This is a genomic window from uncultured Ralstonia sp. (genome assembly GCA_913056305.1).
Classification (GTDB): domain Bacteria; phylum Pseudomonadota; class Gammaproteobacteria; order Burkholderiales; family Burkholderiaceae; genus Ralstonia.
Map to the genome: position 1 here is coordinate 1 of CAJXMR010000073.1, position 19,791 is coordinate 19,791.

At 65.1% G+C, this 19,791-nt stretch carries 16 protein-coding genes; 8 read left to right on the top strand and 8 right to left on the bottom strand.

Features of this window, described 5'->3' with window-relative positions:
- The 8 genes from QZ609_RS13380 to QZ609_RS13415 all read left to right on the top strand — a co-directional run.
- Positions 1–494: enoyl-CoA hydratase-related protein (locus QZ609_RS13380; protein ID WP_295495440.1), on the top strand; the 494-nt coding region annotated here is incomplete at its 5' end.
- 1 nt (position 495) lies between these two features.
- On the top strand, positions 496–2,280 hold the full coding sequence (locus QZ609_RS13385; protein WP_295495443.1) for an acyclic terpene utilization AtuA family protein: 1,785 nt from the start codon (positions 496–498) through the stop codon (positions 2,278–2,280).
- A gap of 14 nt (positions 2,281–2,294) precedes the next feature.
- Positions 2,295–3,449, top strand: a complete 1,155-nt coding sequence (locus QZ609_RS13390) for an acyl-CoA dehydrogenase family protein (RefSeq protein WP_295495446.1) — start codon at positions 2,295–2,297, stop codon at positions 3,447–3,449.
- Between the two features lie 21 nt (positions 3,450–3,470).
- The gene (locus QZ609_RS13395) at positions 3,471–4,358 is read left to right on the top strand and encodes an SDR family oxidoreductase (protein ID WP_295495448.1); all 888 of its coding nucleotides are present in this window, start codon (positions 3,471–3,473) and stop codon (positions 4,356–4,358) included.
- Positions 4,345–5,964: a carboxyl transferase domain-containing protein gene (locus QZ609_RS13400; protein WP_295495451.1), complete on the top strand. Its 1,620-nt coding sequence runs from the start codon at positions 4,345–4,347 to the stop codon at positions 5,962–5,964. The genes QZ609_RS13395 and QZ609_RS13400 overlap by 14 nt, the downstream gene beginning before the upstream one ends.
- A gap of 59 nt (positions 5,965–6,023) precedes the next feature.
- Entirely contained in the window at positions 6,024–7,181 is a 1,158-nt protein-coding gene (locus QZ609_RS13405) for an acyl-CoA dehydrogenase family protein (protein WP_295495454.1), read from the top strand.
- A 10-nt stretch (positions 7,182–7,191) separates the two neighbouring features.
- A complete protein-coding gene (locus tag QZ609_RS13410; protein ID WP_295495457.1) occupies positions 7,192–9,180 on the top strand; it encodes a biotin carboxylase N-terminal domain-containing protein in 1,989 nt (662 codons plus the stop codon).
- 86 nt (positions 9,181–9,266) lie between these two features.
- A complete protein-coding gene (locus tag QZ609_RS13415) occupies positions 9,267–10,856 on the top strand; it encodes an AMP-binding protein (RefSeq protein WP_295495459.1) in 1,590 nt (529 codons plus the stop codon).
- Between the two features lie 6 nt (positions 10,857–10,862).
- Here QZ609_RS13415 and QZ609_RS13420 read toward each other — a convergent pair whose 3' ends face one another.
- The 8 genes from QZ609_RS13420 to QZ609_RS13455 all read right to left on the bottom strand — a co-directional run.
- Entirely contained in the window at positions 10,863–11,531 is a 669-nt protein-coding gene (locus QZ609_RS13420; RefSeq protein ID WP_295495462.1) for a TetR/AcrR family transcriptional regulator, read from the bottom strand.
- Positions 11,532–11,592: 61 nt separating this feature from the next.
- Complete coding sequence (locus QZ609_RS13425; protein ID WP_295495466.1) at positions 11,593–12,552, bottom strand: MBL fold metallo-hydrolase; 960 nt, start codon at positions 12,550–12,552, stop codon at positions 11,593–11,595.
- Positions 12,553–12,569: 17 nt separating this feature from the next.
- Positions 12,570–12,836, bottom strand: coding sequence for a DUF1289 domain-containing protein (locus tag QZ609_RS13430; protein WP_295495483.1), 267 nt, complete (start codon positions 12,834–12,836; stop codon positions 12,570–12,572).
- Positions 12,837–12,855: 19 nt separating this feature from the next.
- Positions 12,856–13,356 (bottom strand): YbaK/EbsC family protein, encoded by a 501-nt coding sequence (locus tag QZ609_RS13435; RefSeq protein WP_295495468.1) that lies wholly within the window; start codon positions 13,354–13,356, stop codon positions 12,856–12,858.
- Between the two features lie 25 nt (positions 13,357–13,381).
- The gene (locus tag QZ609_RS13440; protein ID WP_295495471.1) at positions 13,382–14,311 is read right to left on the bottom strand and encodes a hydroxymethylglutaryl-CoA lyase; all 930 of its coding nucleotides are present in this window, start codon (positions 14,309–14,311) and stop codon (positions 13,382–13,384) included.
- Position 14,312: 1 nt separating this feature from the next.
- On the bottom strand, positions 14,313–15,254 hold the full coding sequence (locus QZ609_RS13445; protein ID WP_295495474.1) for a glyoxylate/hydroxypyruvate reductase A: 942 nt from the start codon (positions 15,252–15,254) through the stop codon (positions 14,313–14,315).
- 100 nt (positions 15,255–15,354) lie between these two features.
- A complete protein-coding gene (locus QZ609_RS13450) occupies positions 15,355–17,379 on the bottom strand; it encodes an acetyl/propionyl/methylcrotonyl-CoA carboxylase subunit alpha (RefSeq protein ID WP_295495478.1) in 2,025 nt (674 codons plus the stop codon).
- A 388-nt stretch (positions 17,380–17,767) separates the two neighbouring features.
- Positions 17,768–19,791, bottom strand: a 2,024-nt coding sequence (locus QZ609_RS13455; protein ID WP_295495480.1) for a tetratricopeptide repeat protein, incomplete at its 5' end; no start/stop codon positions are given.

Genomic DNA, 19,791 nt, shown 5'->3' on the forward strand with positions numbered 1-19,791 from the left:
GCACCGTGCCGCTCATCGCGCGCGTCAATGGCGCGTGCATGGCCGGCGGCATGGGGCTGCTGGCGATGTGCGACCTGGCCGTGGCCAGCCGCACTGCCACCTTCGGCCTGCCGGAGGTGAAGGTGGGCGTGTTCCCCGCGCAGGTGCTGGCGGCGCTGCAGAACCTGCTGCCGCGCCGCGTGCTCAACGAGCTGTGCCTGACCGGCGAGACCATCGATGCCGAACGCGCGCTGTCGATCGGCCTGGTCAACCACCTTGCTGATGCGGATGCGCTGGATGCCACGCTCGGCGCGCTGCTCGCGCGGCTGCTGGACAAATCGCCGTCGGCCATCCGCCGCGGCCTCTACACGCTCAAGCACACCGAACACCTGGGCTTCGAGCAGGCCGTCGCCTTTACCGAAAGCCAGATCGGCCTGTTCGCCCTCACCGAAGATGCGCAGGAGGGGCAAGCCGCCTTCCGCGAAAAACGCACACCCAACTGGACGGGGCGCTGACATGGCGAAGACCAAGGACACCGTTTCCATCGGCGGCGCCAGCGGCTTCTGGGGCGACAGCGTGACCGGGCCCATGCAGCTCGTCGCCTCGGGTCGCATCGACTTCCTCGTCTTCGATTACCTGGCCGAGCTGACCATGTCGCTGCTGGCCGCCGCGCGCATGAGGAACGCGGAACTCGGCTACGCCACCGACTTCGTGAGCGTGGCGATGCGCGCGGTACTCAAGGACGCGCTGGCGCAGAACATCCGCATCATCGCCAACGCGGGTGGCGTCAACCCGCACGGCTGCGCGGCGGCGTTGCAGGCGTTGGCCGATGAGCTGGGCGTCAGCGTGCGCATCGCGGTGGTGGAGGGCGACGACGTGATGCCGCTGTTGCCCGCGCTGCGCGACGCCGGCGTGCGCGAGCTGCAGAGCGGCCGGCCGCTGCCCGACAAGCTGGTGAGCGCCAACGCCTACCTCGGCGCGCTGCCGATCAAGGCCGCGTTGGACGCCGGCGCGCAGGTGGTCATCACCGGCCGCTGCGTCGACAGCGCGGTCACGCTCGGCGCGCTGATGCACACCTTCGGCTGGTCCGCCGACGACTACGACCGCCTTGCCGCCGGCAGCCTCGCCGGGCACCTCCTGGAATGCGGCTGCCAGGGCGCGGGCGGCCTGCATACCGACTGGGAAGCCGTGCCCGATTGGGCGCACAGCGGTTACCCCATCGTCGAATGCCGGGCCGACGGCAGCTTCACCGTGACCAAGCCCGAAGGCACGGGCGGCCTTGTCACGCCGGCCACTGTGGGCGAGCAGTTGCTGTACGAGATCGGCGACCCGGCGCGCTATGTGTTGCCCGACGTCGTCTGCGATTTCATGCAGGTGACCCTGACGCAGGCCGGTGAACATCGCGTCGAGGTTGCCGGTGCACGCGGCCACGCGCCCACGCCCGACTACAAGGTCAGCGCCACCTACGCCGACGGCTACCGCGCCACCGGCCAGCTCACCGTGGTCGGTTTTGACGCCGACCGCAAGGCGCGCCGCACCGCCGAGGCGATCCTGGAGCGCACGCGCGGGCTCTTCCGTAAGCTCGGCCTGCCGGACTACAGCGCTACGCACATCGAGACGCTCGGCTCGGCCAACCTGTTCGGGCCGCACCAGCCGAGCGTGCCGCGCTTTGAATCGGTGATGTGGCTGGCGGTGGCCCACCCGAACAAGCTGGCGCTGGAGTTGTTCGCGCGCGAGATCGCGCCCGCCGGCACCTCGTGGGCGCCGGGCACGACGGGCGCCGCCGGTCGGCCCAGCGTCGGGCCCGCCATCAAGCAATACGCCTTCCTGCTCGACAAGGCGCGCGTGCAGCCGCGCGTGACGCTGCTGGGCGCAGAGACCTTCGACGTGACCGTGCCGACCGGCGGCACCCGCCTCGACGCGCGGCCGCTCACGACTGCCTATGCGCCGACAGCAATGCCGACCGGCCCCACGCGCGAAGTCCCCCTGATCGAACTCGCCTACGCGCGCAGCGGCGACAAGGGCGACACCTCCAACATCGGTGTCATCGCGCGCCGGCCCGAAGACCTGCCGCTGCTGCGCGCGCAGCTGACCGAAGCCGCTGTCGCCGCCTACCTCGCGCACGTCGTGCAGGGCCCGGTGACGCGCTACGAGCTGCCGGGCATCCACGCGCTGAACTTCGTCTGCGAGCAGGCGCTGGGCGGCGGCGGCATGGCCTCGCTGCGCAACGATCCGCTGGGCAAGGGCATGGCGCAGGTGCTGCTGGCGATGCCGGTGCGCGTGCCAGCAGACTATCGATAACCGACGAGGCGATCATGTTCCCAGGCCTGCTGCCGTCTTCCCTCTTCGACGCCGATCACGATACGTTTCGCGAGACCGTGCGCCGCTTCGTCGACAAGGTCGTGCTGCCGTCCATCGATGCGTGGGAGGAGGCCGAGACTTTCCCGCGTGAGCTGTATCGCGAGGCGGCGGACCTCGGCATGCTCGGGCTCGGCTTTCCCGAGGAGTACGGCGGCACGCCCGGCGACCTGTTCCTCGAACTCGCGATGATCGAGGAGCTGACGCGTGCGGCCAGCGGTGGGCTACTGGCCTCGCTGTTCAGCCACACGATCGGCGCACCGCCCATCGTGGCCGGTGGTTCGGCTGCGCTGAAGGCGCGCGTGCTGCCCGCGATCCTGTCGGGCGAGAAGATCAACGCGCTGGCCATCACCGAGCCCTCGGGCGGCTCGGATGTCGCCAACCTGAGCACGCGCGCCGTGCGCGACGGCGACCACTACGTCGTCACCGGCAGCAAGCTCTTCATCACGTCCGGCATGCGCGCGGACTACCTGACCGTGGCCGTGCGCACCGGCGGGCCGGGGGCGGGCGGTGTGTCGGTGCTGCTGATCGACGGCGACACGCCGGGCCTGACACGCACGCCGCTCAAGAAGATGGGCTGGTGGTGCTCCGATACCGCGCAGCTGCATTTCGACGCCTGCCGCGTGCCGGTGGGCAACCTGCTCGGCGTGGAGAACCGCGGCTTCGAGCTGGTCATGCGCAACTTCAATCACGAGCGGTTGGCCTTGGCGATGCAGGCCTACGGCCTCGCCCGCGTGTGCCTGGCCGAGGCGGTGGAGTGGGCCAGCCAGCGCGAGACCTTCGGCAAGCGTCTCGTCCAGCACCAGGCCGCGCGCCAGAAGCTGGTGGCGATGGCCACGCGCATCGAGGCCACGCGTGCCTTGCTCGAAGACCTGATGCGCCGCGTGCAGGCGGGCGACGCGCCCGTCGCGCAGTTGTGCATGCTGAAGAACTTTGCCACGCAGAGCCTGCAGTTCTGCGCCGACACGGCCGTCCAATTGCTCGGCGGCATGGGCTTCATGCGCGGCACGAAATCGGAGCGGATCTACCGCGAAGTGAAGGTCTACATGATCGGCGGCGGCGCGGAGGATGTCCTCAGCGATCTCGCTGCACGCCAGCTTGGCTGGGCCTAAGGCTCAATAGGGAGACATACGATGTATCGCTCGATTTTTCGTCCGGGGTTGTTCCAGGGGCAGGTGGCGGTCGTGACGGGCGGTGGCAGCGGCATCGGCCGCTGTACCGCGCACGAACTGGCCTCGCTCGGCGCGGCGGTGGCACTGGTGGGGCGCAACGCCGACAAGCTCGCCGCCGTGCGCACCGAGATTGTCGAGGCCGGTGGCACCGCGCATGCCTACGTCTGCAACATCCGCGACGAGGCTGCCGTGCAGGCGCTGGTGGCGCAGATCCACGCCGAGCACGGCCGCATCGACGCGCTGGTCAACAACGCGGGTGGGCAGTTTCCGGCGCCGCTCAAGGACATCTCCGCCAAGGGCTGGGATGCCGTGGTGCAGACCAACCTGACCGGCGGTTTCCTGATGGCGCGCGAGTGCCTGAACCAGGCGATGCAGCAGCGCGGCGGGGCCATCGTCAATATCGTCGCCGACATATGGGGCAGCATGCCCAACATGGGGCACTCGGGTGCGGCGCGTGCGGGCATGGTCAGCTTGACCGAGACGGCGGCGTTCGAATGGGCGCAGTACGGCGTGCGCGTGAATGCCGTGGCGCCGGGCTACGTGGCGTCGTCGGGCATGGACGCGTATCCGCCGTGGATGGCCGAGACCATCCGCAGCATGCCGCGCACCGTGCCGCTCGGGCGCTTTGCCACCGAGGCGGAGGTGTCGTCGGCCATCGTGTACCTGCTGTCGGAAGCGGCGGCGTTCATCACGGGCACGACGCTGCGCGTAGACGGCGGCCGGCCCAACGTGCGGCCCGGCACGCCCATGCCCGCGCCGCATCATGGCGCGGAGCCGTTCAACGGCTTTCACCTGGCCGTGACGCCCAAGGTCCTGCAACGCGAGGAGGCCACCGATGCCGGCGCTTGATTCGCGCATCGTCCCGCACGGCGACGCGTACCGCCAGAACCACGCCGCACTGACGGAACTCGTCGACCAATTGCGCACGCTGGAAGCGCGCACACGCGACAAGTCCGAGGCTTCGCGCGCGCGCTTCGAGCAACGTGGCCAGTTGCTGCCGCGCGACCGCCTGGGGCGTCTGCTCGATACCGGCGCGCCGTTCCTGGAGCTGTCCACGCTGGCCGGTTTCTGCCTGGACCACGCGGACCCGGCGCGCTCGATTCCCGGCGGCGGCTTCATCGCCGGCATCGGCTGGGTCAGCGGCGTGCGCGCGATGATCATCGTGGACGACGCGGGCATCGACGCCGGCGCCGTGCAGCCGATGGGCATCGAGAAGTTCCAGCGCGCGCAGGCCGTTGCGCTGGAGCAGAAGCTGCCGTTCATCCACCTGGTCGAATCGGCCGGTGCCAACCTGCTGACGTATCGGGTGGAGACCTTCATCCACGGCGGCAGCGGTTTCTACTGGCTGGCGCGGCTGTCGGCGGCGGGCATTCCGGTGATCAGCGTGGTGCATGGGTCGAGCACGGCGGGCGGCGCGTATATGCCCGGGCTGTCCGATTACGTGGTGATGGTGCGCGATCGCGCGCGGGCCTTCCTGGCCGGCCCGCCGCTGCTCAAGGCTGCTACCGGGGAGATCGCCACTGAAGAGGAACTCGGCGGCGCGGAGATGCATGCCACCACGTCGGGCCTCGCAGAATACCTGGCCGAGGACGATGCCGATGCGTTGCGCATCACGCGTGAGCTGGTCGCCGCGCTGGATTGGAATCGCGATCTGCCGCCATCGCAACGCACGTATGCCGCGCCGCGCTTCGATGCCGAGGAGCTGCTCGGCATTGCGCTGCCGGACCATCGCAAGCCGCTCGATATGCGCGAGGTGATTGCGCGCATCGTCGATGGGTCGGACTTCCTGGAGTTCAAGCCGGACTACGGCCCGGCCACCATTGCTGGGCATGCGGCCATCTGCGGCATGCATGTCGGCATCATCACGAACAATGGCCCGCTGGACCCGGCCGGTGCCACCAAGGTGGTGCACTTCATCCAGGCGTGCTGCCAGTCCGATACGCCGCTGCTCTACCTGCAAAACACCACGGGCTTCATCGTCGGCAAGGCCTCCGAGCAGGCCGGCATGATCAAGCACGGCTCGAAGATGATCCAGGCGATGTCGAACGCGACCGTGCCACGCATCACCGTGCATTGCGGGGCGTCGTTCGGGGCCGGCAACTACGGCATGTCGGGGCGCGGCTTCTTCCCCGATTTCTGCTTCAGTTGGCCCAATGCCAAGACCGCCGTGATGGGCGCCGAGCAGGCTGCCGGCACCATGGCCACCGTCATGGCCGCCGGCATGATGCGCAAGACCCAGACCGTTGACCACGAAGCCATCGAGGCGATGCGCACCAAGGTGATCGACACCTTCGAGCGGCAGTCCGGCGCCTTCACGATCTCGGGCCGCCTGCTGGACGACGGCGTGATCGACCCGCGCGACACGCGCAAAGTGCTGGCCTGCGTGCTGGCCGTGTGCGACGAGGCGCGCCGCCGCACGCTGCATCCCGTCCAGTTCGGCGTCGCCCGACCGTAGCGCCGCCCATCCGCATCGACGAACACCACAGAACCCCAGGACCACCGGAGCGAGACACCATGCAATTCACCCACGAGCATCAGGAACTGCAGCGCAACCTCAAGCGCTTCATCGACAGCGACATCAACCCGCACATCGACGAATGGGAAGCAGCGGAGATGTTCCCGGCCAAGGAACTGTTCAAGAAGATGGGCGCGCTGGGCTTCCTCGGCATCGCCAAGCCGACCGAGTACGGCGGCCTGGGCCTCGACTATTCGTATGCGATGGCGATGGCGGAGACGCTCGGCCATATCCACTGCGGTGGTGTGCCGATGGCGATTGGCGTGCAGACCGACATGGCGACACCGGCGCTCGCGCGCTTCGGCTCGGACGAGCTGCGCGCGCAGTTCCTCACGCCCGCCATCAGCGGCGATGCGGTCGCGTGCATCGGCGTGTCGGAGCCCGGCGCCGGCTCGGACGTGGCCGCCGTCAAGACCACCGCGCGCAAGGACGGCGACGACTACGTCATCAACGGCAGCAAGATGTGGATCACCAACAGCCTGCAGGCCGACTGGATGTGCCTGCTCGCCAACACGTCGGACGACGCGGCGCATCGCAACAAGTCGCTGATCATCGTGCCGATGAATACCAAGGGCGTGTCGGTCGGCAAGAAGATCCGCAAGATCGGCATGAACTCGTCGGACACGGGCCTGATCTATTTCGACGAGGTGCGCGTTCCGCAGCGCTACCGCATCGGCGAGGAAGGCAAGGGCTTCATGTACCAGATGCTGCAGTTCCAGGAAGAGCGCATGTGGGCTGCGGCCAGTAGCCTGCAGACGATGATGATGTGCATCGACAGCACCATCGAATACGGCCGCGAGCGCAAGCTGTTCGGCGCCAGCCTGCTCGACAACCAGTGGGTGCACTTCAAGCTGGCCGAACTGAAGACCGAGGTGGAGGCGCTGCGCGCGCTCACGTATCGCGCGTGCGAGCTGTACATCGGCGGGCAGGACGTGACCGAGCTGGCCTCCATGGCCAAGCTCAAGGCCGGGCGCCTCGCGCGCATCGTGCCGGATGCGTGCCTGCAGTTCTGGGGCGGCATGGGCTTCACGTGGGACAACCTGGTCTCGCGCTATTACCGTGATGGCCGCCTGGGCTCCATTGGCGGCGGCGCGGACGAGGTGATGCTCGGCATCATCTGCAAATACATGAACACCTTGCCCGGCAAGAAGGGTTGAGGAGACGGCCATGTCCCGTGCAGCATTCGGCTCGGTCCTGATCGCCAACCGTGGCGAGATCGCGGTGCGCGTCATGCGCACGGCAAGGCGCCTCGGCATGCGTACCGTCGCCGTGTATTCCGAGGCGGACCGCGATGCGCCGCACTGCCGCGCAGCAGACCTTGCCCTGCCGATCGGCGCGTCGCAGCCGCAGGCGTCGTACCTGAACATCGCGGCATTGCTGGAGGCGGCGCGTCGGTCCGGCGCGGGGGCGATTCACCCCGGCTATGGCTTCCTGGCCGAGAGCGATGCGTTTGCCGGCGCGTGTGCCGACGCCGGGCTCGTCTTCATCGGCCCGCCCGCCGAGGCTATCCGCGCGATGGGCAACAAGGCGGGCGCCAAGCGGTTGATGGAGGCAGCCGGCGTGCCGTGCGTGCCCGGCTACCAGGGCGACGATCAATCCGACACCCGCATGGCACAGGAAGCCACGCGCATCGGCTATCCGGTGATGATCAAGGCAGCTGCTGGCGGCGGCGGGCGCGGCATGCGGCGCGTCGACCGCGCCGAGGACTTTGGGGCTGCCCTGCGATCCGCGCGCTCCGAGGCGGAGAACGCCTTCGCCTCCGGCGAACTGATCCTGGAGAAGGCCATCATCGAGCCGCGCCATATCGAGATCCAGGTGTTTGCCGATACGCACGGCAATGTCGTCCACCTGGGCGAGCGCGATTGCTCCGTGCAGCGCCGGCACCAGAAGCTGATCGAGGAGTCGCCGTCGCCTGCGGTGTCGCCGGAGCTGCGCGCACGCATGGGCGAGGTGTCGATCGCCGCTGCGCGCGCCATCGGCTACGTGGGGGCCGGCACGCTGGAATTCCTGCTCGCACCGGACGGCGCGTTCTACTTCATGGAGATGAACACGCGCCTGCAGGTCGAGCACGCCGTGACCGAAGCGGTGATCGGCGTCGACCTGGTCGAATGGCAGTTGCGCGTGGCGCTGGGCGAGCCCTTGCCGCTCACGCAAGCCGAGATCGACGCGCGCCGTGCGCAGGGCGGTCACGCCATCGAGGTGCGCCTGTGTGCGGAAGACCCGCAGCAGAACTTCCTGCCGCAGAGCGGCACCGTCGCCCGCTGGCGCGCGCCGCGCGAAGTGCGCGCGGACCACGCGCTGGCCGACGGCATCGTCGTCTCGCCGTACTACGACTCGATGCTGGCGAAGATCGTCGCGCACGGCACCGACCGCGCCGACGCCTGCCGTCGGCTGGCGCACGCGTTGGACGATTGCCTGCTGCTGGGCCTGCCGTCCAACCGCGCCTTCCTTCGGGCATGCGTGGCGCATCCGGCGTTTCAGGCGGGGGAGGTGTCGACGGCGTTCATCGACCGGCATTTCCCGGCGTCGATGCGGCAGCCTGCCGTGCCCGACGCGTCGGCCTGCCAGTCGGCGGCCGTGCTGCTGACGCATCTGCGCCAGGGTGTCGCACGCCGGTATCCAGACGAGCTGCACGGCTGGGCCAGCAGCCGCACGTATCCCGCGCTGTGCCGCTTCACGCTCGACGGCGAGGCCATCGAGATGCGTGTGCGCGCGCTCGGGCCGCAGCGCTGGGCGCTGGCGTGGGAGGGCGGGAGCACGGATGCGGAGATCGTGTCCGAAGCCGATGGCCGCCTCACGCTCGCGCTGGGCGACACGCTGTGCCAGCTCGACACCGCCATTACCGACACCGCCTGCCACTTTGTGCTCGACGGCCGCGAGCACGTGGCGATCGACACCACCTACGCCAAGCCCGAACGCAACGGCGCACAGGCCGGCAGCGGACGCATCAGCGCGCCGATGAACGGCCGAGTGGTGGCGCTGCACGTGGCGCATGGCGACGCGGTGGCCGCCGGCCAGGTGCTGCTGGTGGTCGAGGCGATGAAGATGGAACACAGCATCGAAGCGCCGCTGGCCGGCGCGGTCACGGGGTTGTTTACCGAAGTGGGCGCGCAGGTGGCGCCGGGCGGATTGCTCATCGAGATCGAGGCAGCCTGAGCGGAGGCTCGCGAAGGTTCACCCGATTTGTCGGGCGGTCGATTCATGTACGTCATGCAGGCAGTGCGGTCCAACTTGGAGCCACCATGTCCGAAGTCGCGTCTAGCAATACCCTTGAAGACAACCTGCTGAGCCGCGTCGCGCTCGGCGACACCCTGCACCGCAGCGCACGCACGTTCGGCGACAAGATCGCCCTGGTGGATGGCGCCCGGCGCATGCCCTACGCGGCGCTCGACGCCGACAGCAACCGCTTCGCCCATCACCTGCTTGCCAGCGGCCTGAAGCCCGGCGACAAGGTCGCAATGGTCTGCGCCAACTCCGCGCAGTTCCTGGTGGCAGCGTACGGCATCCTCAAGGCCGGGCTGGTCTGGGTGCCCATCAACGCCATGCTCGCGCCCGACGACGTGCGCTACATCATCGAGCACGCAGAGGCCAAGCTGGTGGTGGTGGACGACCGCTTGTATGGCCACCTGCAACCGATGCTCGACGCGCTGGGCCTGCCGATCCGCCTGTGCGAATCCGGCGCGCCGGCCACGGCCATGTCGACACTGTCGCGAGTGCTGCAGGGGATGCCCGACACGCTGCCCGAGGTGGTGATCGACGACCGCGACCTGGCCCTCATCATGTACACCAGCGGCACCACGGGCCGGCCCAAGGGGGCGATGCACTCACACCGCTCCGTGCATGCGGCGGTGATGTCGAACATCAGCATGCTGGGCATCGGGCCGGCGGATGTGTTCTCGTGCATCCTGCCGCTGTTCCACTGCGCGCAGTTCGCCACGGCCGCCGCGTCGCTGACGGCGGGCGCCACACTGGTGATCCAGCATGGCTTCGACCCGACCGCCGTGCTCGACGCGCTGGCCCGCGAGCGCATCACGCATATGTTCGGTTTGCCTTTGATGTATGCGGCACTGCTGGTGCATCCGCAGCGCGATCTGTCCGCCTTGCGACTGTGCCTCTACGCCATGGCGCCGATGCCCGAGCCGCTGCTCAAGCGCCTGATTGCCGAGGTGTGCCCGAACTTTGCGCTGGGCTCGGGCCAGACCGAGATCTTCCCGATGACGCAGTATTTCGCGCCGGACCAGCAACTGTGGCGCACCGGCAACTGCTGGGGGCAGCCGGCCATCGTCAACGAGACCGCCGTGATGGACGACACTGGCAAGCTGCTCGGCCCCGGGCAGATCGGCGAGATCGTGCACCGCGGCCCCAACGTCATGCTCGGCTACTACAAGGACCCGCAGGCCACCGCCAACGCGCGCCGCTTCGGCTGGCACCACACCGGCGACCTCGGCATGTGGGACGCCGACGGCCAGCTCCAGTTCAAGGACCGCATCAAGGACATGATCAAGACCGGCGGCGAGAACGTGCCGTCGATCAAGGTGGAGGAGGTGCTGCTGCGCCACCCGGCCGTGGCGAACGCCGCCGTGGTTGGGCTGCCGCACGCGCACTGGATCGAGGCGGTGGCGGCCTTCGTCTGCCTCAAGCCCGACGCGCAGGTCGACGCGCAGGTCGACAGTGCGGCGCTACAGGCGCACTGCCGCGAGCACCTGGCCGGCTTCGAGGTGCCCAAGGTCATCACGGTGCTCGATAAGCTGCCGATGACGGCCACCGGCAAGGTGCAGAAGCACGTCCTGCGGACAGCGAACCAATCGCTGTTTGACGGCGAATCTCGGTAGGCGTGCTCAGGCCGCCGGCGGCGCCGGCGTGCGCAGGATGAACAGCACGGCCTGGTCGGCCAGCGCATCGATGCTGATGCCCGCGCCGGCCTGGTACCACTGCGCCGTCCAGTTGAGCGCGCCGAACATCAGCAGGCGGTCCACCGGCGTGGGCTGCGCCCAGTCGCCCGAGGCGCGCAGGCGCTCCATCAAGCGCGTCCAGATCGATTCGTAGCGGTCCTTGAGCGCGATGATGCGTTCCTGTGCCTCGGCGTCGAGCGAGCGCCACTCATACAGCATCACCGGAATGAAGTCCTGGTTGGGCGCAAGGATCGTGGTGAGGTGCGCGCGTACGAGCTGCCGCATGGCCTCGCGCGGCGGCAGGCCGTCGACGTCGATGGCCTCGATGTCGGCTAGCGCCACGGTCAGGCCATGCTCGATCACGGCCTGCAGGATGTCCTGCTTGGTCTTGAAGTAGTAGAACCAGCTGCCCGCGTGCACGCCCGTGGCGGCGGCAATGTCGCGCACCGTGGTGTTGCCGTAGCCCTTCTCGCGGAACAGCCGCGCCGATTGCTCGATCAGCGCGCGGCGCAGGCCCTCATTGGCATCCTGCGCAGGGCGGCCGCGCTTGCGGCGCGGCGCGGCATCGGCTTCGATGGTGGACTCGGGTGACGTGGGTGCTGCGGGTTTCGGCATGCCCTGGCGAAGAGAAGAGGCTTCGCTGCATTGTAGCGGCGCACGGGCGCCGCGCGGCATGTCAATCGCAGTTGCGGATTTGTCCGTGTTCGACCGTGGCTGCACCCGCCTTGACCAGCGCGGCGATGGCCCCGTCCAACAGGTCCGTCATCGACTGGCTCGCAAAGAAGCGTGCGTGCAGGCGCGGCATCAGCGAGGTCTGCATGAACCAGGTCGACAAGGCCTCGTACGTGAGGGCCTGCTGCTCCAGCAGCTTGAACTTCACCAGCACGCGGATGGCGTGCAGCGCATTGCGTTCCGGATCGGCGCGCAGATAGGCCAGCCGCCCGAGCGAAGCATCGATGGCGGCGTTGACCCCAGGGAACGGCCGGCCGTGCCCCGGAATCACCACGCGCGCATCGAGCTGCGCAATGCGCGCCAGGATCGCTTCCTGCTCGGCAAAGCCGCTTTCGCCCTCCAGCTCCGGAAAGATCACGCCGAAGCCGCGTTCCCACAGCGCATCGGCCGAGAGCAGCACACGCGTGTCGGGACTGTAGAGGATGACGGCGTTCGGGTCGTGCCCGGGCGCGCTGATGACTTGCCAGTCGAAGCCGCCCAGGCGCACTGTCATGCCATCGGACAGTCCAGCATCCTCATCGGGCAGCGTGAAGCGGGCGCATTCCTGGCCGGTGGGGCCGTAGCTGAGGGCGTCGGTATCCCAGCGGCGCACGTCGTCGATCTGCGCGGCGGGCACACGGGTGTGGCAGGTATACAGCGCCTGCAGCGCGGCGTTGCCGCCGCAGTGGTCGGAGTGCAGGTGCGTGTTCAGCAGGCGGCGCAGCGGCTTGCCTTGCAGGGCGTGCTGCACCAGCGCCACGGTCTGCGGCGCGTGCGTGAAGTAGCCGGTATCGACCAGCGCGCAGCCGCCGTGCGCGTCGTCGTCGAAGAAGAGGATGTTGTTCGAGGACAGCCAGCCGCGCTCGAACACGCGCATCGAATCGGATAGATGCGCGGGCAGGGTGATGATGTCGTGTTCGGCCATGTCGGTGGTGGGGGCGGTCAGGCGCGGGCGGTGTCGTTGAGCCAGGCGCAGGCGCGCTCGGGCAGGGTCTGCCAGATGGCGATGCGCGCTGCATCCGGCAGCGTCGACCACGCGGCAATCTCGTCAATGGTGCGCATGCAACCGATGCACAGGCCGCGCGCGGCATCCATCTTGCACACGCTGATGCACGGCGACGCCACCGGCTGTGCGCGCTCGGCCTGCGCGCGGCTGTTGCGCAGCTTGCCCAGCGACAGCTTCAGTTGCGCGCGTGTGCAGGCATCCATGGCGACGGAGACAGCAGGATCAATCACGCAGGGCGATGTCGGTCACCGGCGCGCCGGTCATCGCTTCCAGTTCGGCGGGCGTCAGGTTGAACACCGCATGCGGATGGCCGGCGGCGGCCCACACGCTGGCGTACTGGAACAGGTCCTGGTCGAGCAGCATGACCGGCTTGACCGCATGGCCGACCGGGCACACACCGCCGATGGCGTAGCCGGTCTTCTCGCGCACGAACTTGGCGTCGGCCTTGGCCAGCGCGCCTACGTGGGCAGAGACCTTGGCTTCATCGACACGGTTCGTGCCGCTGGCGATCACCAGCACCGGCACGTCGTCCTTCGCCCGCCGGAAGATGATCGACTTGGCGATCTCCGCCACCGAGCAGCCCAGGCCGGCGGCCGCCTCGGCGGAGGTCTTGCCGGTGGCCGGCAGCATCACGATGGTCTTGTCGTAGCCGAGCGTGCGCAGGTGGTCGGCCACGCGCTGGGCGGATTCGGGCAGGGGTTGGTTGGCGTCGTGTGCGGTCATCGTCGTCGGTCGTGTTCCGGAGTGGTCAGATACAGGCTTGGGCGATCTGGTCCTGCAGCTTCAGCAGCAGCGCGCGGCCCGCGCGCGAGGCGGTCGGGCGGCCGATGGCCTGGGAGATGAAATCGCCCGCCAGCACCACCTTGTCCAGGTCGATGCCGGTGCGCAGCCCCAAGCCGTGCAGCAGGTACAGCACGTCTTCGGTCGCCACGTTGCCGGTCGCACCCTTGGCATACGGGCAACCGCCCAGCCCCGCCACCGAGGCGTGGAAGATATGGATGCCGACTTCCAGGCTGGCGACGATGTTGGCCAGCGCCTGGCCGTACGTGTCATGGAAGTGGCCGGAGAGGCGGTCGATCGGGAAGGTCGCGGCGGCGGCTTCCATCACGGTCTTCACGCGGCCGGCGGTGCCCACGCCGATGGTGTCGGCGATGTCGATCTCATCGCAGCCGAGATCGGCCATGCGCTGGATCACGTCGACCACGGAGGACACCGGCACCTCGCCCTGGTACGGGCAGCCCAGCGAGCACGAGATCGACCCGCGCACGCGGATGCCCGCGTCCTTGGCGGCCTTGGCGACCGGCAAGAAGCGCTCGATCGATTCGGCAATCGTGCAGTTGATGTTCTTCTGCGCGAACGCCTCGCTGGCCGCGCTGAAGATCACGACCTCGTCGGCGCCCGCCGCGGCGGCGGCCTCGAAGCCCTTCATGTTAGGCGTGAGCACCGAATACAGCGTGCCCGGCCGGCGCTGGATGCGCGCCATCACCTCGGCGCCGTCGGCCATCTGCGGCACCCACTTGGGCGACACGAACGACGCGGCTTCCACGTTGACGAAGCCGGCGTCGGACAGGCGGTCCACCAGCTCGACCTTGGTGTCGGTGGAGACCGGCGTCTTCTCGTTCTGCAGACCGTCGCGCGGGCCGACTTCGACCACCTTCACAAAATGCGGATAGCTCATCTCAGTAACCTCGTTGCAGATCGACGATGCCGGCGATCGGCTCGCCGGCTTCCAGCGCGCGAATCTTGCGCGCGATCTGGGCAATGCTCACCTCGCGCAGCGTCAGCGCCGAGATATGCGGCGTGATGTGGATGCGCGGTTCGGTCCAGAAAGGGTGATCGGCGGGCAGCGGCTCGGTGCGGAACACGTCGAGCGCCGCGCCGGCAATCTGCCCGCTGCGTACGGCCGTGAGCAGGTCGTCTTCCACCACATGCTTGCCGCGCGCCACGTTGACGAGGAACGCGCCCGGCGCGAGCTGATCGAGCAGCTTGGCGTCGATCACGTTCTCGGTGTCGGCGGTGAGTGGCAGCACGTTCACCAGCACGCGCGTGCCGGCGAGGAAATCGGGCAGCGCATCGGTACCGGCGCGGCAGTCGATGCCCGCGATGGCCTTGGCCGAGCGGCTCCACCCACGCACCGGAAAGCCGAAGCCCGCCAGCGTCTGCGCGATATGCGTGCCGAGCACGCCCAGCCCCAGCACGCCGACGACAAACTCGTCGCGGTTGAACGGCTTGAGGAAGCGCCACATCTTCGCTTGCTGCTGGTGCTCATATTCATCCAGGCGGCGGAAGAAGCGCAGCACGGCATGCGTGACGTATTCGCCCATCTGCGAGGCCATGCCGGCGTCGTCCAGGCGCACGATCGGCAGGCCCTCGGGCCAGGCATCGGGTGATTGCGCGCGCAGGCCCAGGATGGCATCGACACCGGCGCCCAGGTTGAACACCGCACGCAAGTCGCGGCGCCCGCGCAGCATATCGGCGGGCGGCTGCCAGACCACGGCGTAGTCGGCGTCCTGCACCGCGCCCTGTTCCCACACCGACAGCAGCGCGTCCGGCAGCGCCTGTGCGAAACCGTCGAGCCAGGGCTGGGGCTTGCCGTCGGGCGTGTAGATCTGGATGTGCATGGGGAGCGACTTCGAAGAGCTTCGAGTTGACGTATACGTCAAGCAGTGTAGCAGGGGCTGCCGCAGCGCGTGGCGGCCCCTTTTTGCGCCACCCTGCGCTTCACTCCGCCGGCTTGAACGCCAGCAACTGCACCCCTTCCGTCACTTGATCCCCCACGCCATACAGCACGGACTCAACCACGCCATCCGCCGGTGCGGTGAGCGTGTGCTCCATCTTCATCGCCTCCATGACGACGAGCGGTGCGCCCTTGGTAACGGTCTGGCCCGGCGTGGCGAGCACGGCGATGACCTTGCCGGGCATCGGCGCGGTCAGTTTGCCGCCTTCGTCGGCGGTCTCGCCGGCATGGGCCAGCGGGTCGTGGCGCTCGAGCGTCCAGTGCGCGCCGCCGGTGAAGACGTGGAAGGCGTCGCCATCCGCGTGCACCTGGCCGATCGCCTTGTGCGAGCCGAGCGCGACGGTGAAGGTCTCGCCGTGGCGCTGGGTGGTGAAGGGGGCTTCATGGCCGTCGGCTTTCAGGCGCGCGCCGTTGCGGCTGTAGATCAGCGTCGCGTCGACCGATTGCTCGCCCTGCGTGAAGCGCAGCGTGCGCTCGGCATCGCCGTTCAGACGCCAGCCGCTGCCGCGCGTCCACGGCGAATGCGGGTCGCGCGTGTCGGTGCGCAGGCCGCGGGCCTCGCGGGCGAGCAGCGCCGCCACCGCCAGCGCGATGGCGTCTTGCGGCACCTCGGGTGCGGCCGGGAACAGCGTGTCGTGGTGACGCGCGATCAAGCCGGTATCCAGATCCGCCGTGGCAAACGGCTTCGACGCCACGAGACGGCGCAGGAACGCCACGTTGGACGACAGCCCGACCAGGTGGAAGCCGCCCAGCGCCTGCAGCATGCGCGCGAGCGCCTCTTCGCGGTCGCGGCCCCAGACGATCAGCTTGGCGATCATCGGGTCGTAGTAGGGACTGATGGCATCGCCCTCGCGCACACCGGCATCGATGCGCACGGCTGCCGGTTCGCCATTGGCCTGCGCGCCGACGGTGAACTCCACCGCCGCCGGCGTGCGCAGCACCTTCAGCGTGCCGATGGAGGGCAGGAAATCGCGGTCCGGGTTCTCGGCGTAGATGCGCGCTTCCAGCGCATGGCCGTGGATGTGCAGTTCGTCCTGCGCGCGCGGCAGGGGCTCGCCGGAGGCCACGCGCAGTTGCCATTCGACCAGGTCTTCGCCCGTGATCATCTCGGTGACGGGGTGCTCGACCTGCAGGCGCGTGTTCATCTCCATGAAGTAGAACGTGCCGTCTTCATCGACGATGAATTCGACCGTGCCGGCACCTACGTAGCCGACCGCGCGCGCGGCAGCCACGGCGGCCTCGCCCATGGCGCGGCGGCGGTCCAGCGTCATGCCCGGCGCCGGGGCTTCTTCCAGCACCTTCTGGTGGCGGCGCTGCACCGAGCAATCGCGCTCGAACAGGTAGACCGCGCCGCCGAAGCTGTCGGCGAACACCTGGATCTCGATATGGCGCGGTCGCGTGAGGTACTTCTCGATCAGCACGCGGTCGTCGCCAAAGCTGCTGGAGGCTTCGCGCTTGACCGAGGCCAGCGAGGCCTCGAACGCCTCGCCCGATTCCACCACGCGCATGCCCTTGCCGCCGCCGCCGGCGCTGGCCTTGATGAGCACGGGGTAGCCGATGCGGTCGGCCTGCGTGCGCAGGAAGGCGGCGTCCTGGTTGTCACCGTGGTAGCCGGGGACGAGCGGCACGCCAGCGGTTTCCATCAGGGCCTTGGCAGCGCTCTTGCTGCCCATCGCTTCGATGGCCGAAGCCGGCGGGCCGACGAAGAGGATGCCGGCGTTTGCGCAGGCCTTGGCGAAGGCTTCGTTCTCGGAGAGGAAGCCGTAGCCGGGGTGGACGGCCTGGGCGCCGGTGGCGCGGGCGGCTTCGAGGATGCGGTCGGCGCGCAGGTAGCTGTCGCGGGCGGCGGGCTCGCCGATGTGGATGGCTTCGTCGCAGGCCGCTACGTGGCGGGCGTTGGCGTCGGCGTCGGAGTACACCGCCACCGTGCGGATGCCCAGGCGGCGGCAGGTGGCGGCGACTCGGCAGGCGATTTCGCCTCGGTTGGCGATGAGGAGTTTGGTGATCATTGGGTTGTGTCTCCGGTGCTTTCTCGTCTTTTGCACTTGTGGTGCATCCCTTGTTTCATCCCCTGCCGGGGCTGACTCACTTTCTTTGTCTTGCCAAAGAAAGTAAGCAAAGAAAGGCGCGCCCGAGATGGCGACCCCCTCCTTGAATTTTCGTAACCGGGCGGAGAAGGAGGCAAACTCGCTGCGCTCAGACAGCCTCCTTCTTTTTTCCGCCCGCTTACAAAAATTCAAGGCGCCATCTAGGGCAGGAAAAGCAAACCGTTGGTCTGCGTGCTCCGATGGCTCTTGTTGCGTGCGTCTACTGCTACTGCTACTGCTACTGCTACTGCCACTTCTTCCTATTTCCCTATTCCCTTATTTCCCTATTTCCCTATTCCCTTATTTCCTTCTACAGAGAGTCCAATTTCACCTTTGCCGCTTCCACCGTTTCCTTGCTTGTTGATTTCTCTATGATAGAATTCAACGTAGCTTTTGCCTGAAACAGCTCATCCTGGGCTATATAAATGTCTGCAATTAATAAGAATGCCTTATCCACCCATTTTTTATAATTTGCAAAATTTTGGTTGAGGTCAAAAAGCGTTTCAAGTGATTGTTTGTAATTGCCATCTTTATAAAGGAGTTCAGCCAATAAATATTGCGCTTCTGCTCCGTTGGCATCTTTTGCCGTATTGAGGGTGTTTACAAATTCATCCGTTGCTTTGAGATGATCACCGCTTGCGTAGGCTGCTTTACCGAGGTAGAGCATTGCTTTATTCCGGTTGCTTGCGTTCCCCCTGCTTAGTATTTCATTGGCGTACATTTCAACTTTATCAAATTTAGACAAGCCGTAATACGAGAGCATCAGGCCCGTCCATGCATTGAATTGTTGTTTTTTATTGCTTGCCTTTTCGAGCAGTTGATCATAATATTTAATGGCGCTTTTATAGGAATGATTTTTATATTCCAGTCCGGCAATTCTGTAAATGGATTTATTTACATAATCACTTTTATTGTCATCCACCACCTCTTTATAATATCTCAAAGCATTATTATATGCCGCGCCATAGCCGCTGCTATCTTTTTGTTCTATTTCAACAGCAAGCCGGTAGTATGATTCTGCGAGGTAATATTTTGAGTCATAATAATACATGGTCGGATTAGCGGGCATGGACGGATTACCAATCCGTGCTACAGCGGGAAAATTATTGAGGTAATTCGTAAAGCTGCTGATGGCCTCTTCGTACTTTTGGTTGTAATAAAGCGCTTTAGCGGTTTCAAATTCAATGCTTTCCAGCGCTTCACTATTTGGATTGGCTTGTTTAAATTTGGCCAGGTAATCATCGAAATTTTCGCTTTTACCTGCCGAAGTGAGTGCTTGCTGCAAACTGGATATGGCATCACGGGCAATCTTGTGTGAGGTGTGATTATCTATTATTTTTTTATAATCAGCTATTGCCTTGTCATATTTTTGGAGGTTCTCCTGAGCAATTCCTCTTTTTAATAAAGCGTAAGGAACAAAAGGGCTGCCCGGTTTTACTTTAATTAACCTGGAAAAACCGGTAATTGCATCCTCGTTATTTCCATTTTCAAAATCTATCTGTGCGGTTTGAAACAAAGCATCATCATAATAGCGTGAACCGGAGAATCTTCTGATAACCATATCCAGGTTCTTTTTAGCGAGATCGGGATTTGAAGTAATGCCATAGATCACGCCTTTTTGAAAGTAAGCATAGTCAGACTCTATTATTTTTTGATTTAAGATTTTTTGATTTTTTGATTGATAATTGATTGCCTTATCGTAATATTTAATTGCTTCATTGTAGATCTTTGTTACAAAATAACAATCGGCCAGCCTTAAAATAGCATCGCCATAATAATATTTCTTTTGGGTTGTTTCAGCATGATTTACATAACGCTGAAAATTTATCAGCGCCTTTTTATACTGTTTTGTATTAAAATAAGCGTAGCCAACTCCATACATGGTTTTTATGTAGAATTCATTTTTGGGAGAAGAAGTTTTTTCAAAAACACGCAAATAATATGGAATTGCTTTAACATATTTGTTGCCTGTGGAATAAGTTTCGCCCAGCCAGAAGTTAGCAGCAATTGCCAATTGTTTATCCATAGGATATTGCAGGGACTTTTCAAACAATTGTACTGCTTTAAGATATTGCTCTTTATTAAAGCTTTCTACTCCAAAGTAAAATAAAAGCCTCTGGTAAGCAGCGTTTATACGCTGGCTTTTTTTCTTTAATCCTTCAATATATTTTATTGCATCATCATACTTATTTGTATTCAAATATGCTTCTGTGAGTAGCGCGTCTGCTTCAACACGCACTCCGCTGTTAGGATAGTTATCTACAAAATATTTAAATGCCGTGATTGCTTCAGCAAATATCCCAAGGTCATAATTGAGCTTTGAATATTGAAATG

What these genes read in the sequence shown, in the direction of transcription:
- QZ609_RS13415 (WP_295495459.1), top strand. Translation starts at nt 9,267, where the DNA reads ATGTCCGAAGTCGCGTCTAGCAATACCCTTGAAGACAACCTGCTGAGC.
- QZ609_RS13400 (WP_295495451.1), top strand. Translation starts at nt 4,345, where the DNA reads ATGCCGGCGCTTGATTCGCGCATCGTCCCGCACGGCGACGCGTACCGC.
- QZ609_RS13390 (WP_295495446.1), top strand. Translation starts at nt 2,295, where the DNA reads ATGTTCCCAGGCCTGCTGCCGTCTTCCCTCTTCGACGCCGATCACGAT.
- QZ609_RS13430 (WP_295495483.1), bottom strand. Translation starts at nt 12,836, where the DNA reads ATGGATGCCTGCACACGCGCGCAACTGAAGCTGTCGCTGGGCAAGCTG.
- QZ609_RS13435 (WP_295495468.1), bottom strand. Translation starts at nt 13,356, where the DNA reads ATGACCGCACACGACGCCAACCAACCCCTGCCCGAATCCGCCCAGCGC.
- QZ609_RS13440 (WP_295495471.1), bottom strand. Translation starts at nt 14,311, where the DNA reads ATGAGCTATCCGCATTTTGTGAAGGTGGTCGAAGTCGGCCCGCGCGAC.
- QZ609_RS13450 (WP_295495478.1), bottom strand. Translation starts at nt 17,379, where the DNA reads ATGATCACCAAACTCCTCATCGCCAACCGAGGCGAAATCGCCTGCCGA.
- QZ609_RS13395 (WP_295495448.1), top strand. Translation starts at nt 3,471, where the DNA reads ATGTATCGCTCGATTTTTCGTCCGGGGTTGTTCCAGGGGCAGGTGGCG.
- QZ609_RS13445 (WP_295495474.1), bottom strand. Translation starts at nt 15,254, where the DNA reads ATGCACATCCAGATCTACACGCCCGACGGCAAGCCCCAGCCCTGGCTC.
- QZ609_RS13410 (WP_295495457.1), top strand. Translation starts at nt 7,192, where the DNA reads ATGTCCCGTGCAGCATTCGGCTCGGTCCTGATCGCCAACCGTGGCGAG.
- QZ609_RS13425 (WP_295495466.1), bottom strand. Translation starts at nt 12,552, where the DNA reads ATGGCCGAACACGACATCATCACCCTGCCCGCGCATCTATCCGATTCG.
- QZ609_RS13405 (WP_295495454.1), top strand. Translation starts at nt 6,024, where the DNA reads ATGCAATTCACCCACGAGCATCAGGAACTGCAGCGCAACCTCAAGCGC.
- QZ609_RS13420 (WP_295495462.1), bottom strand. Translation starts at nt 11,531, where the DNA reads ATGCCGAAACCCGCAGCACCCACGTCACCCGAGTCCACCATCGAAGCC.
- QZ609_RS13385 (WP_295495443.1), top strand. Translation starts at nt 496, where the DNA reads ATGGCGAAGACCAAGGACACCGTTTCCATCGGCGGCGCCAGCGGCTTC.